The organism is Xenorhabdus bakwenae (genome assembly GCF_030272115.1).
GTDB lineage: Bacteria > Pseudomonadota > Gammaproteobacteria > Enterobacterales > Enterobacteriaceae > Xenorhabdus > Xenorhabdus bakwenae.
Map to the genome: position 1 here is coordinate 43401 of NZ_CP119194.1, position 14113 is coordinate 57513.

The 14113-nt window shown below is 41.6% G+C and carries 13 protein-coding genes and 3 pseudogenes; 11 read left to right on the top strand and 5 right to left on the bottom strand.

The window, feature by feature from the left end:
- The first annotated feature begins 2 nt into the window (after positions 1-2).
- The 7 genes and pseudogenes from PXH59_RS00835 to PXH59_RS00865 all read left to right on the top strand — a co-directional run bounded on the left by PXH59_RS00835 (position 3) and on the right by PXH59_RS00865 (position 6848).
- A complete protein-coding gene (locus PXH59_RS00835) occupies positions 3-773 on the top strand; it encodes an SDR family NAD(P)-dependent oxidoreductase (protein ID WP_285809903.1) in 771 nt (256 codons plus the stop codon).
- The gene (locus PXH59_RS00840) at positions 757-1539 is read left to right on the top strand and encodes an SDR family oxidoreductase (protein ID WP_285809904.1); all 783 of its coding nucleotides are present in this window, start codon (positions 757-759) and stop codon (positions 1537-1539) included. The genes PXH59_RS00835 and PXH59_RS00840 overlap by 17 nt, the downstream gene beginning before the upstream one ends.
- Positions 1540-2264: 725 nt before the next feature.
- Positions 2265-3437 carry a PEP-utilizing enzyme gene (locus tag PXH59_RS00845; protein ID WP_285809905.1) on the top strand — a complete coding sequence of 391 codons (1173 nt, stop codon included), beginning with the start codon at positions 2265-2267 and terminating at the stop codon, positions 3435-3437.
- Positions 3434-4240, top strand: coding sequence for a PEP/pyruvate-binding domain-containing protein (locus tag PXH59_RS00850; protein WP_285809906.1), 807 nt, complete (start codon positions 3434-3436; stop codon positions 4238-4240). The genes PXH59_RS00845 and PXH59_RS00850 overlap by 4 nt, the downstream gene beginning before the upstream one ends.
- A 9-nt stretch (positions 4241-4249) precedes the next feature.
- Positions 4250-4909 (top strand): MFS transporter, encoded by a 660-nt coding sequence (locus PXH59_RS00855; RefSeq protein ID WP_285809908.1) that lies wholly within the window; start codon positions 4250-4252, stop codon positions 4907-4909.
- A gap of 180 nt (positions 4910-5089) precedes the next feature.
- Complete coding sequence (locus tag PXH59_RS00860; protein ID WP_285809909.1) at positions 5090-5440, top strand: hypothetical protein; 351 nt, start codon at positions 5090-5092, stop codon at positions 5438-5440.
- A gap of 297 nt (positions 5441-5737) precedes the next feature.
- A pseudogene (locus tag PXH59_RS00865) lies at positions 5738-6848 on the top strand (ISAs1 family transposase).
- A 76-nt stretch (positions 6849-6924) separates the two neighbouring features.
- Here the strand turns inward: PXH59_RS00865 and PXH59_RS00870 are convergent.
- Together PXH59_RS00870 and PXH59_RS00875 are read right to left on the bottom strand one after the other, a co-directional pair.
- Positions 6925-8093 (bottom strand): IS3 family transposase gene (locus tag PXH59_RS00870; RefSeq protein WP_285811839.1). Its coding sequence is split into 2 segments (ribosomal slippage): positions 6925-7832 and positions 7832-8093, totalling 1170 coding nucleotides; the frame shifts between segments, so codons are not numbered across the junction.
- A 55-nt stretch (positions 8094-8148) separates the two neighbouring features.
- A complete protein-coding gene (locus PXH59_RS00875) occupies positions 8149-8397 on the bottom strand; it encodes a hypothetical protein (RefSeq protein WP_285809910.1) in 249 nt (82 codons plus the stop codon).
- Positions 8398-8579: 182 nt separating this feature from the next.
- Here PXH59_RS00875 and PXH59_RS00880 point away from each other — a divergent pair, with 182 nt between their 5' ends.
- On the top strand, positions 8580-9548 hold the full coding sequence (locus tag PXH59_RS00880; protein ID WP_285808913.1) for an IS110 family RNA-guided transposase: 969 nt from the start codon (positions 8580-8582) through the stop codon (positions 9546-9548).
- Here PXH59_RS00880 and PXH59_RS00885 read toward each other — a convergent pair.
- Positions 9499-9858: a hypothetical protein gene (locus PXH59_RS00885; protein WP_285809911.1), complete on the bottom strand. Its 360-nt coding sequence runs from the start codon at positions 9856-9858 to the stop codon at positions 9499-9501. The two genes, PXH59_RS00880 and PXH59_RS00885, sit on opposite strands and share 50 nt — an antisense overlap.
- A gap of 208 nt (positions 9859-10066) precedes the next feature.
- On the opposite strand from PXH59_RS00885, the gene PXH59_RS00890 reads away from it, so the two are divergent.
- The gene (locus tag PXH59_RS00890) at positions 10067-11059 is read left to right on the top strand and encodes an IS110 family RNA-guided transposase (RefSeq protein WP_285809912.1); all 993 of its coding nucleotides are present in this window, start codon (positions 10067-10069) and stop codon (positions 11057-11059) included.
- A gap of 5 nt (positions 11060-11064) precedes the next feature.
- Here PXH59_RS00890 and PXH59_RS00895 read toward each other — a convergent pair.
- Positions 11065-12233, bottom strand: a protein-coding gene (locus tag PXH59_RS00895; RefSeq protein ID WP_285811840.1) for an IS3 family transposase whose coding sequence is annotated in 2 segments (ribosomal slippage) — positions 11065-11972 and positions 11972-12233 — 1170 coding nt in all. Because the reading frame shifts where the segments join, the coding sequence is not laid out codon by codon here.
- A gap of 92 nt (positions 12234-12325) precedes the next feature.
- On the opposite strand from PXH59_RS00895, the pseudogene PXH59_RS00900 reads away from it, so the two are divergent.
- Both PXH59_RS00900 and PXH59_RS00905 read left to right on the top strand, forming a co-directional pair.
- Positions 12326-13397: pseudogene (locus PXH59_RS00900) on the top strand (IS110 family RNA-guided transposase).
- Between the two features lie 16 nt (positions 13398-13413).
- Positions 13414-13719 (top strand): annotated as a pseudogene (locus tag PXH59_RS00905) (transposase); the annotation flags it as partial.
- Positions 13720-13793: 74 nt separating this feature from the next.
- On the opposite strand, the gene PXH59_RS00910 reads toward PXH59_RS00905, so the two are convergent.
- Positions 13794-14078: a hypothetical protein gene (locus tag PXH59_RS00910; protein ID WP_047771615.1), complete on the bottom strand. Its 285-nt coding sequence runs from the start codon at positions 14076-14078 to the stop codon at positions 13794-13796.
- Positions 14079-14113 lie beyond the last annotated feature (35 nt).

The window sequence follows — 14113 nt, forward strand, 5'->3', positions numbered from 1 at the left end:
AAATGTTTACTAATAAAAAATGTCTGATTATCGGTGCCTCAAGTGGTTTAGGTGCGGAATGTGCTAATCTTATGGCAGAATTTAATGCAGAGCTAATATTGACAGGGAGAGATCTAGATCGAGGAAATGAAGTAGTGAAAAACATTGGTAAGTCAGCAAAGTTTTACCAATGTGATATAACCATACCTCAACAGATCGATGCATTATTCAAACACATTAAAGATAATTATGGATATTTAAATTATGCAATTAATAATGCAGGAATAACAGCCCCTCGGGCTTCTATAATGAATATCGATTTTTTATCGTGGTCACAAATAATAAACACCAATCTAAATGGTGTTCTTCAATGCCTTAAGCATGAACTTCACTTAATGCGAACAATACCAGATGGAGCTATAGTGAACGTATCATCATGTGCTGGTGTTTTAGCAATTCCTGACCAAGCGGCTTACTGTGTTAGTAAAGCCGCTCTTAATATGCTGACAAAGGTTGCAGCCATCGAAAATGCTCAAGATAATGGCAATGGTCATGCAGTACGTATAAATGCTGTTGCTCCTGGCCCAATATTAGATGGGATGAATAGCATAGAAAATCTAAAATCTAATCCTGAAAGTACCAAGAAAAAAATAGAAGTCACGGCCATGAAACGTATGGCTAAACCAGAGGAAGTAGCAAAAGCGATCATTTTCTTGTTGGGACCAGGAGCTAGTTATATGACAGGGAGTATTGTAGATGTAGATGGAGGATATAGTAGTGGAAAGTATTCATAAAAATAAATATGCTCTCATTACTGGTGTTAGCAGTAGTATAGGAGAAGCATTAGCAAAAATGTTTCTTTCAAATGGATTTATAGTTTGTGGCATAGCGAGAAGGATACCTGGCTCTTGGATTAAACACACTAACATGCATTTTTTTCAACTAGATATTACAGATTTTGATGAAATCAAAAAAATTTTCCTGAAATTTAAAAATATTATTCATGGAATGGAGTTTAAATATTTATTTTTAAATGCTGGTATGTTTGGCCCTTCTCCAAAAGGATGTACAGACATCTCAGTATTAGAACTTATGGATGTATATAAACTCAATGTAGTATCAGTAAAAGCTACAATAGATACATGTATTAAGTTAGGTATGATTCCAGAATATACTGTGGCATCTGCGTCTATATCTGGTCTACGACCTCGAGCAGGAATGTTAGCATATGCTTCTTCGAAGGCGGCCCTCAATAGTTTGATAAAAATATATCAACTTGAGAATAATAACATGAAATTTATAGCACTAGGTCTATGTAATGTTTTTACTAGTATTAAAGATGCTATAGACAAATATCATGATGAACCTTATAGGTTTCCTGAATTACACTCTCTTTCACAAAGAGCAAAAAAACCAGGGTATGTTGTTTCACCGGAACAACGTGCAATAGATATAAAGAAAATTTTAGATAATATTGAATTATTAAATCTAAATTTCGGTGAATTCTACGATATTAGAGACCTAATGTTAGCATTGAAAGAAAAAATAAATCAGAGGTAAATATACAATTTTTGTAAATTAAGTCTTAGACACAACTTAAAAAATTATTTTTTGATTTGTCTTTTGATATATGTTCATCTATCATAGGTTATTTTAATAGTTAACGAATTTTAAAAGTTATATTAATCATCTTAAAAACAAAAATATATTTTTTGTTGTGAAACTTATGTTTTTCATTTCTTATAAAATATCTATAAATATTAAATTGAGGTATCATTTATGATTAATTTTAGTACTGAATACAAAGTTCCGGGTGATGGTCTTTGGTTACTCGATAATTCACATTTTTATAGACCAGCATCTCCTTATGTGGAAAAGCTTTTTACTGAAAGTGTAGTTAAAGGATTAAAGGAAAGCTCGTCGAAATATGGGCTAATTCTCAGCCATCTTGATTATGCATATGTTAATGGTTTTTTTATAAAAAAGTAGTTCTTTGCACTGCAAAAGATTGTAATTCAGAAAGTGATGAAGTCATATCTGAGCGTATAAACAGAGGTATTGAAGCTATCGAGAAAAAATTATGGCGAGAGGATTTAGATATTTGGGATCGCATAGTAAAGCCATCGGCAATAAAACAAAATGATAAAATCCAGGCAATTGACATTACCGCCCTATCAGATAGTGAATTAATAGAACATTTAAATGAATGCTATGAAAATTCATTATATATGATGTATTTGCACCACATATACACAATCCCTAGTGTACTACCTCTTGGATTATATTTGTCTTTCTGTCAAGAAAAAGGTGGAATCGCTTCCCCTGAAGCTCTATCATTGTTAGCAGGAACGACATCAATATCTTTAGGCATAGCAGAAGATACTCTTAGACGCCTAGCTTCAAGTATACGAGAAGATAATATTGACCCCAATTTTTTTATTAATATGAAGAAAGAGGATATATTATCTGAAATAATCCGCATTTCAAATTCGAATACAAAGAAAGAACTCAATAATTACTTTAATCTTGTTGGTAATAGATTAATCACGGGTTATGATGTTACGGACAAAGTTGGTAATGATATGCCGGATGTTTTAGTTGACAATATATTATTACATCTAAATGGAAATATTAACACCAGTAATAATGAATTTGATATAGAGAATGAAAAAAGACATAATAGACTTCTATCCAAAATACCAAGTGAACATCATATTGAATTTAATGAATTATTAAATGAAGCACGTTTATTAAATCGTCTTAGAGATGAAAGAAGTCTTTATACAGATGTTTTAGCTACTGGGTTAGCACGTCGCGCTCTCAAACATGCTGGAGAACGATTATATAAGATAGGAAAAATAGAGAATCCAAGTCTTGCATTATATGCAACTAATGAAGAAGTATGCGATCTATTAGCTGGTAGAAACACAATATTGTCTAGTACATTAATAGAAAGACGAGATTGGTGTACATCACAATGTATTGAGAATGCGCCAATAATGCTTGGTGAGGAAGATAATATATATTATGGTCAGGGAAGAATTGAAAATCTACCTAAAGCAGCTAGATTAAGTTTGTCAGCAATCTCTATTGTTCTAAAAGAAGTATATGAAGAGTCAACTTTTGTTGAAGATGGTTCGAAATTAACAGGCTCACCAGTAAGCCCTGGCATTTATGAGGGAATAGCGCGTATTATTAATTCAGTGGAAGACTTCGGTAAAATCCAAAAGGGAGATGTACTAGTTACTCGGAGTACGACGGCTTCATATAATGTTATTCTTCCTCTACTTGGCGCAATAGTTACAGACCGCGGAGGACAATTGTCTCATGCTGCAATTGTCGCTCGGGAATTTGGAATACCAAGCGTAGTTGGTACAAGAGATGCTACACAAGTGATAGAGGATGGTTGCAGAATCCGAGTTGATGGTAGTAATGGCACAGTGGAGAAAATAATATGAAAATAATACCTCTAATAGATGCCACAATTTTAAATGGTTATGGAGGAAAAGCATATAATTTATCTAAGGCTCTTCGGGCAAGCTTACCTGTGCCTTCTGGATATGTTTTGTCTCCAAAACTAGTTAACCTTGTTGCTTTAAATGACCCTAGGGCTATTGAATATTTAAAATGTACTTTTGATAAAATTGAATACCCAGTTGCTGTACGCTCATCGGCTTCTGATGAAGATAATGATATAGCCAGTTTTGCTGGACAGCACAAAAGTATTCTCAATGTAAATAATTTTGAACAGCTATTAAGTAGCATTATTGATGTCAAATTATCAGGGCAGACTCAGTCTGCACTTGATTATCGTTCTAAGCTTGGTATGAGTTCCATCTCTGTGATGGCTGTTATCATTCAGAAAATGATTGAACCCAGAATGGCTGGTGTCATGTTTACCAGAGATCCGGTCACAAAGAGAAAAGAGTTCGTGATTGAGTCAGCATGGGGTGTAGGAGAAGTTGTTGTTTCTGGTCTGGTTGTACCTGATAGTTATCGGGTGAGTGAGGATGGCATACTAATATCATCAAGCTTAGGATATAAAGATACACAATTACGCTTACGTGATAATGGTTATCTCCAGGAGGTAAACGTAGACGAGGCTTACATTGAAGCTTCATCACTATCACCAAAAAACATTGATGATTTATATCAATTAGGGTGTCAATGTGAAAAACTTTATGGTGATGGATTAGATATAGAGTGGTGTATCTCAAATGATTATCTATATCTGCTACAATGTCGTACTATAACAGTCTGAGTATACTTAATGAATAATATTAATTTTTACTTTTATATTGTATGCTTAGGATTCATCCCTCTAAATTCGACAATGGTAGCTGCTGCATTACCGACTATCAGTAATGAGTTATCAGTTGACGCATCGGTCGCAATGACATACCTGATAGCATCTTACTTGATAATTAACTTATTATTTCAAATTCCTTCAGGTTATATTAGCGATCGCTATGGAAGTAAAAATGTTATTGTTTTAGGTGGGGTAGGAGTTATAACTTCATCATTTCTTCCTTTTTTTAGTGATAACAAAGACATTATTTTTATTTCTAGAAATATTTTAGGATTAGGTGGGGTATTATTAACTCCTGCACTAATAACATATTTGCTTTCGTTAAAAGAGAATAAAAGTACAGATAGTGTCATGTCTACAATTAGTAGCGTTCTAGGTTTTTCTGTTGCAATTGGTCCTATTTTGGGTGGATTTATAACAAGCATTGCTGGATGGGAATATATTTTCTATATCAATATTCCTGTTTATGTTTTTATGATTATATCTATATCATGTTTCAATAAAGATGATTCATGTAAAATTAAAAGCATAAAAACAGAAAAAACCTTTGATATAATGTTAAGTGCTAATAATATAAGTAAGTTTTTTTATCTCCACGATTCCTCATTGGTCTTATTATAACATTTGTATATAGCATAATTCTTTATGGAATGGTTTCCATAATTCCATTCTATATTAGTTATCGGATAGGTAACAATCCTACATATGTAGGGTCTGTTTTATTTTTCATGACTATTAGCATGGCAGTTATGTCTATTTTTCAGAAAAAAAATCAAGAACTCCAAACTCAACAATGCCAAGGTGATTGCTTCATTTCCGATCATCATTTTATCAATCATAGTATTACTCTCCTCAGATTTTATTGATTTAGTTACTATTATATGTTGTATGCTTATTGGTTTATCTATTGGTGCTGTTTATGGAGTGTCTCAATCATGGATAATTAGAGGTGCTGGAGGCTCAGTACAAGGCATCTTAGCCGGAGTTGCTTCTACTGCTCGTTACTTAGGAGGAAGTGTAGGCGTATCGATTATTGTTATTTTTGATAAAATAAGCAATGAAAAAGACAGTATTTCATTTATTTATAATTCATTGTATGTATATGTAGCTATAGTTTTTATATCATTCATTTTTGTATTTCTTCTTTTTTAGAAAAATTGCTTTCACTGACAATTGCAATCCCTTAGGTAATTAATATTGCTATTAGTGTATCCCATAGTCTCTGGCTAATATGAATGACTGTGAAGAATTTCCAAGTTAATTATGAGGAGACATATTATGCATTGAAAAGGGTGAGGATATTGTATCACCCTTTTCAATGCCTCCTTTTGCCCGTAAAAAGCGGTTTTTGTCGCGTAAGCAGGGCGCGAGCATACTTTTTTAACACCCCTTGAATGAACCGTAATTACATGATCTAATTATCCTTATTTTTCTTTTTAATACCCGCCCATGAATCCGAACCAGACCCTGATTGAACATTTAACCGTTGTGAAAGAAACCCGTTCTGATATCAATCGTCAGTACGAGCTGATTGATGTTATTTTTCTTGTCATCAGCGCCATTCTGGCTGGAGCCGAAGGTTGGCAAGATATTGAAACTTATGGTCGAGCCAAAATTAAGTGGCTGAAAAAATATCGCCCCTTTCTCAGTGGAATACCCCGCCGACACACGGTTGCCAGAATCGTGCGCGCTATTGAACTTGATTCGCTGTTGGAGGCTTTACTCAACTGGATCAATGAACAACGTGAACAGGGAGGGAAACCGGTCATTGCCTTCGATGGAAAAGTGCTGCGACACGCCTACCGTAATGAAAAGAAAAACGCCGTCCAACTGGTCACTGCATATGACACGGAGCAAGGATTAGTCCTGAGCCAGAAAGCCACCGCCACGAAAAACGGTGAAATCAGTATGGTGCGGCAGATGTTGGATATCCTTGACCTGAAAGGCAGCATCGTCACGCTGGATGCCTTGCATTGTCAGCGCCAAACGCTGGAAAAAAATCAGCGAAAAGAAAGCCCATGTCGTTGTTCAGGCGAAGAAAAATCAGCCTCATCTGTGGAAAGCCGTCCAATCGCAATTTCAGGCGGTGTTTGATGCCGGTAAAGAAAAAATTATCACGGAAGTCAAGCAAGAAGCCCATGGTCGGCGTGAAGAGCGTTATGTGTTTCAGTTAAAGCCCCAATTCACGCCAGAATTAATAGAAAAATGGCCGACCATTCGTAGCATTATCGCAGTAGAACGTCACCGGACACAAAATGGCAAAGGAACGGTGGACACGTCTTATTATGTGAGTTCCCTTTCGCCCAAGCATAAATCATTGGGATATTACATTCGTCAGCATTGGCGGATTGAAAATAGCCAGCACTATATTCTTGATGTGGTCTTTAAAGAAGACGATTCACGAATTGTTCTGGATGGTGCCGTTGAGAATCTGGCATTGTTCCGTCGTATCGTCCTGAACCTAGTCAAACAATGCGATTGCGGGGCACCGAGTCAAAGGAACAAGCTTAAAAAAGCGAGTTGGTGTGATGATTATCGGGCAAGAGTTTTCTTTGGTTGAATATTCATTAAAAAAGCATGCTCGCGCCCTGGCGTATTCAACCCGTTGAACTGCCTTAATGTAGTATTTGAAGTGGTCAATAAAAATTGGTCACTGACTTAGAGGCTTCCCAAAATAATCTTTCTGATTCATTGGGGGTTAATCCGTTGTTATACCAGTGAGGGCGAAGCTGACTGTAATAACCTGTTATATACTGGGTGATTGAATATCTGGCTGCCATAAAATTTGCATATCCCTCTAAAGGCACCCATTCGCTTTTCAAGCTCCTGAAAAACCGCTCCATTGGGCTGTTATCCCAACAGTTTCCCCGTCGGCTCAGGCTTTGTTTGATACCATATTGCTGTAATAATCGCCTAAATGCTTTGCTGGTATACTGGCATCCCTGATCGCTGTGAAACATCACACCTTGTGGCTTTCCTCTTGATTCAAATGCCATTGTTAAGGCTTTCTTCGTTAACTCAGCGTCGGGCGAAAATGACATCGCACAACTGACGGGTTTACGCGCAAATAAGTCGAGAACCACCGCTAAATACGCCCAACGTTGACCTGTCCAGATGTAAGTGATGTCACCACACCAAACCTGATTAGGTTCCGTAACAGCAAATTGGCGGTCAAGATGGTTTGGAATATCAACATGTTCCTGCTCCTTTCGTGAATACCGATGTTTGGGTTGTTGACGACTGACCAGCCCGAGTTCAGTCATAAGTTTTCCGGCCCGCCATCGGCCTAATGGGATCCCCTCACGGGTAACTATCGAGGCAATCGTTCGTGCTCCGGCAGAACCGTGACTTTTGTTAAAGGCTTCACGAACCCGGCTTTTTAGCGTTACGCGAGCAGAGTCTGGCCGCTTGATTCGCTTGTGCCAGGCCTGATAACTACTGCGATGAACCCCGAACAGTTGGCAAAGAGAAGCCACCGGATAATGCACTCTGAATTGCTCGATTAACGAGAACTGTTCATGTAGTCCGACATCAAGAATGCTGAGGCTTTTTTTAATACATCGTTTTCCATTTCAAGGCGTTGCAGTTTCTTCTTCAGTTCGCGTATTTCAATTTGCTCCGGCGTGATGGGTGAGGCTTTGGGTGATTGGCCTTGTCGCTCCTGTTTTAACTGGCGAACCCAAGATTCCATTGCCGATTTACTCACATTCATCGCCTTCGCCGCTTCTCTTATGCTGTAATGCTGGTCAAGGACTAGCGGGGCAGATTCCAGTTTAAATTCGGGGCTGAAACGTCTTTTCATCATGTCACCTATTTTGCGTGTTGAAGTGAGAATATCACCTCTATAACGGTGACCAAAATCATTGGACCACATCAGAAGTGACCGCAGACGATAACTGCTGGGCGACCATTGTTTTTGCCGCTTCGTTAGGGGATTGCGACTGAGTCAGTTGCCCCCATTGGGTGGTGATTTCGGCCAGGGTGTGCTCATGCTGATCCGGGTTTGGCACTTCCGGCATGGCCTGACCGGGAACACTGAGTGACAGGCTTAACAAACCAATAATCGAATATTTTACCCTGCTGAACCGACGGGACTGGATTTTTTGCATGTTACCCTTGTATCTTAAAAGTAGGTTAAAATAAATACGATTAGATTTGGCACAGTGTACGCAGTCTGAGTTGCCCTGGGGTTTTAAGCCCGTTTTAAAGCTATTGACGCATACACTGAGCCACTCATCTGAAACCCGAACAGTTGTCCGTCATCCATAACGTATTTGCAAGGCAGGGTAATATGAGTCAGCCAAATCCACTTTGTGTGGGCATCGATGTTTCCAAAGCCTCATTAGATATCGCCGTGAGTACTGGCGTAGAGGCATTCACTGCCAGTAATGATCCTGATGGTTTTGATGCCATTGTGTCCGTACTGAAGCAACATCTCGTGTCCCTGATTCTGATGGAAGCCACCGGTGGACTGGAATCTGCTGTTGCCTGCTCGCTTCAGGCCGAAGGGTTTGATGTCGTTGTTATTAATCCCAGGCAAGCGCGAGATTTTGCCCGGGCCATGGGATATCTGGCAAAGACTGACCGCATTGACGCCAAGGTCCTGACTCAGATGGCAGAAGTGATAAACCGTCATCCCGAACGAGAACGGTTTATTCGGGCGCTGCCAGATGCGGAACGTCAGATTCTTTCTGCCATGGTGGTGCGCAGACGGCAGTTGATTACGATGCTGGTTGCTGAGCGTAATCGCCTACATCCTGCGCATCCTCAGAGCAGAAAGAGCATCAACACTGTCATTAAAGCACTGGAAGCTGAGCTGGCGCGGATCGATGAAGATATGAATAAACATATCCAGATTCATTTTAAGGAACTGGCTGACCGGCTCAGCGCCATCAAGGGCATTGGGGCAATGACAACAGCAGCCCTGCTGGCAGAAGTCCCTGAACTGGGCAAGCTCTCGCGTCGGGAAATCAGTGCACTTGTTGGCGTTGCTCCTGTTAACCGTGACTCGGGAACTATGCGGGGTCGACGAACCATCTTTGGCGGGCGCGCTGGGGTTCGGACAGCGTTGTATATGGCCACACTCGTGGCAACCCGTTTTAACCCGGTAATCAAGACGTTTTACAACCGCCTGCTGGCGGCGGGTAAGGCCAAAAAAGTGGCTCTTGTGGCTTGTATGCGCAAGCTGCTGACCATCTTGAATGCGATGATTAGAAAAAATGAAGAATGGAATAATTCGTATCATCAGATAACGCCATAAAATCGCGTTCAAGACAGTTGCTTTGTATGAATCCTACCTCTATCCCTGAACGAATAAAGCTATAGTTTGTCGTTGGTCCCTCTGGATCGTTATATTCGAGAGGATCTTGCGACACTTGAGCTTGTATGAATCCTACCTCTATCCCTGAACGAATAAAGCTATAGTTTGTCGTTGGTCCCTCTGGATCGTTATATTCGAGAGGATCTTGCGACACTTGAGCTTGCTCTTCTATCGCTAAACAAAGTTCACTAAACTCCTTAGACGATTCAGCAGCTCCAAGTGCGTTGATAAATAAATTCCAGTCAATCATTTCTTAATCGTTCCTATTTCACGATTACGTTGCTTAAGTAATTCGAGGGCATCATCAACCAATTTAGGAAATGTAATGAACGCGCCCCACCCATTAAATCCGGAGCACGACGATGAATAAAGAGAGAGGTGTGGGGCCTCACAGATTTCCGGCATCATAGTGCCCAATACGGGATGCATAAAGCTCCCTCAGACTGGAGACTCCACACATGAAATATATACCGGTTGGCGTTGATATCGCAAAACATCTGATTCAGGTTCACTTCATCAATGAGCACACTGGCGAAGTGGTTGATAAGCAGGTACGTAGCCAGGATTTTCTGACTTTCTTCAGTAACCGGGAACCCTGTCTGATAGGTATGGAAGCCTGTGGAGGCTCTCAGCACTGGGCGCGTGAACTGAAAAAACAGGGGCATAAAGTCCGGCTTATGCAAGCTCGTTTTGTTAAGGCATTCGTCATGGGTAACAAAAATGATGTGATGGATGCCCGTGCTATCTGGATGGCGGTACAGCAACCGGGCAAAGAAATCGCGGTTAAAACGGAAGAACAACAGTCTGTACTGGTTCTGCACCGGACTCGCAGGCAACTGGTGAAGTTTCGGACGGCACAGATTAATGCCCTGTACGGGATATTCCTTGAGTTCGGAGAAACCCTCCACAAAGGCCGGGCGGCACTGGCCAAAGAGCTACCGGAAGCCCTGGAGCGGCTGAAGATGCGTCTCCCTCCGTATCTTATCGCCGTGCTGGAGGACCAGTACAACAGGCTGGGTGAGTTGGATTCACAGATAAATAACATCGAAAAACAGCTTGTCAGCGTGGCCAGGCAGAATGAAACCTGTCAGCGGCTGCTGAAAATACCCGGCGTGGGGCCGCTAATCGCCACGGCTGCGGTGGCCACAATGGGAGAAGCCTTCGCGTTTAAATCGGGACGAGAGTTTTCTGCTTATATCGGACTTGTTCCGAAACAGACAGGTTCAGGCGGAAAAATCCGCCTGCTGGGGATAAGTAAACGCGGAGATACCTATATGAGGACCCTGTTTATCCATGGTGCTCGTGCGGCTGCATTACTGACAAAAGAACCTTTGCCTTGGATCACGGAACTCAAAAAACGACGCCCGACCAGTGTGGTCATCGTGGCGATGGCGAACAAACTGGCCCGGACAGTTTGGGCGATAACGGCTCACCAGTGTGAATACGACTGAAGTGGTCAATAAAAATTGGTCACTGACTTAGAGGCTTCCCAAAATAATCTTTCTGATTCATTGGGGGTTAATCCGTTGTTATACCAGTGAGGGCGAAGCTGACTGTAATAACCTGTTATATACTGGGTGATTGAATATCTGGCTGCCATAAAATTTGCATATCCCTCTAAAGGCACCCATTCGCTTTTCAAGCTCCTGAAAAACCGCTCCATTGGGCTGTTATCCCAACAGTTTCCCCGTCGGCTCAGGCTTTGTTTGATACCATATTGCTGTAATAATCGCCTAAATGCTTTGCTGGTATACTGGCATCCCTGATCGCTGTGAAACATCACACCTTGTGGCTTTCCTCTTGATTCAAATGCCATTGTTAAGGCTTTCTTCGTTAACTCAGCGTCGGGCGAAAATGACATCGCACAACCGACGGGTTTACGCGCAAATAAGTCGAGAACCACCGCTAAATACGCCCAACGTTGACCTGTCCAGATGTAAGTGATGTCACCACACCAAACCTGATTAGGTTCCGTAACAGCAAATTGGCGGTCAAGATGGTTTGGAATATCAACATGTTCCTGCTCCTTTCGTGAATACCGATGTTTGGGTTGTTGACGACTGACCAGCCCGAGTTCAGCCATGAGTTTTCCGGCCCGCCATCGGCCTAATGGGATCCCCTCACGGGTAACTATCGAGGCAATCGTTCGTGCTCCGGCAGAACCGTGACTTTTGTTAAAGGCTTCACGAACCCGGCTTTTTAGCGTTACGCGAGCAGAGTCTGGCCGCTTGATTCGCTTGTGCCAGGCCTGATAACTACTGCGATGAACCCCGAACAGTTGGCAAAGAGAAGCCACCGGATAATGCACTCTGAATTGCTCGATTAACGAGAACTGTTCATGTAGTCCGACATCAAGAATGCTGAGGCTTTTTTTAATACATCGTTTTCCATTTCAAGGCGTTGCAGTTTCTTCTTCAGTTCGCGTATTTCAATTTGCTCCGGCGTGATGGGTGAGGCTTTGGGTGATTGGCCTTGTCGCTCCTGTTTTAACTGGCGAACCCAAGATTCCATTGCCGATTTACTCACATTCATCGCCTTCGCCGCTTCTCTTATGCTGTAATGCTGGTCAAGGACTAGCGGGGCAGATTCCAGTTTAAATTCGGGGCTGAAACGTCTTTTCATCATGTCACCTATTTTGCGTGTTGAAGTGAGAATATCACCTCTATAACGGTGACCAAAATCATTGGACCACATCATTCTGACTGAGAATTTATCCCATGACTAAAAAGCAGCAAGACTTATCGGTCGGCATCATTGGCGGTGTTGACACACACAAAGACCTGCACGTTGCAGCAGTGGTTGATCACAATAACCGTGTCTTGGGGAGTGAATTTTTCCCGGCAACCCGGCAGGGATATCGCCAGATGTTATCCTGGATGAAATCATTTGGGCTTCTCATCAGGGTGGGGATTGAATGCATCGGTTCGTATGGTGCAGGTTTGCTGCGATACCTTCAATCGCAGGTATTGAAGTTCTTGAGGTCACCGCTCCCGACAGAATGGAGCGCAGGAAACGGGGTAAAAGCGATACGATTGATGCTGAATGTGCAGCCCATGCGGCATTTTCACTCATTCGTACAGTCACTCCCAAAACACGAAGCGGAATGATTGAATCACTTCGGGTACTGAAAGCTTGCCGAAAAACGGCAGTCTCGGCACGACGTATTGCGCTACAAATGCGCCAGATGACCATCGTCTCCGCGCCCGAAGAATTACGTGATCAAATCAGAAAACTCACCCGAATGCAGTTGATACGGACACTCGCCACATCGAAGCCGGATATGACCCGGTATCGTCATGTCGAGGATGCCTACCGTATTACGTTGAAATCACTGGCCCGGCGTTATCTGGAATTACATGATGAGATTGGCGAGCTGGACATCATGATAGCGGCGATTATTGACGAGCTCGCTCCAGAACTTATCAAACGCAAGGCAGTGGGATACGAATGTGCCTCCCAACTCCTCATTACGGCCGGGGACAATCCAGAACGCTTGCACTCAGAATCAGGCTTTGCTGCATTATGTGGTGTCAATCCAGTTCCCGCGTCTTCGGGGAAAAATCTGCGCCTCGAGGAGGTGATCGTGCAGCGAACAGCGCGCTTCATATCATCGCCATTGGCAGATTACGTACAGATGCCAAAACACAGGAATATGTCGCCAGGCGAATTAGAGAAGGCCATTCAAAACGGGAAGCCATACGTTGCCTGAAACGCTATATATCCAGAGAGATATTTACCTTACTGCGTAACCAGAATCGGCAGATCAACAGCATACAAATAATGACTTGACACTCAGAAGGGCATCCAGGGAAGCCAATACAGCAGCAATAAGTTCCGTCGTTTATTATGGAGAAACAAAATCATCCAGAGTATGAGCCGACGGGGAAATTGCTGGGATAATTCCCCAATGGAAAGAGTCTTTCGCAGTCTGAAGAGTGAATGGGTTCCCCCGGAAGGGTATCTGGATATCCATGATGCCATACGGGATATCACGCCATATTTGGGCGGCTATTACAACCACGATCGTCCACATAGTTTTAATGGCGGACTTTCACCGGTTGAATATGAAAAGCAGTGGGAAGAGGCTAAAAATGTGTCCGGTATTTATTGACCGCTACACTTCATCAGATGGCTAACGTTAGTATACTCAAGAGCTAATTCAATATTATCAATCTGCCATTGACATCAACCTCCACCATTAAGAGGTATTTTTTCTTTAAAATAACCTGTTACAGGATCTACTAAAATATTAAATCTGTTCCAGTGATATTTAGGTAGGTGATAGAGTGTTCCACCTGCGGTATTATGAGTAGCAAGACACCTATTTGAAGCATAAATACTGTCTAAATTAGGTTTCGTATTTGGAGGAGCAATACCTTCGACTGTAATCCATTGATTTTTTTCAGGTGGTGAAAATGGTTCAGACTTATCTTTATAAGTCTGCCAGTAACTTGAAATAGTATTAGACATGAATTCACATCCTGTTAAGCACAGGATAAGTGATA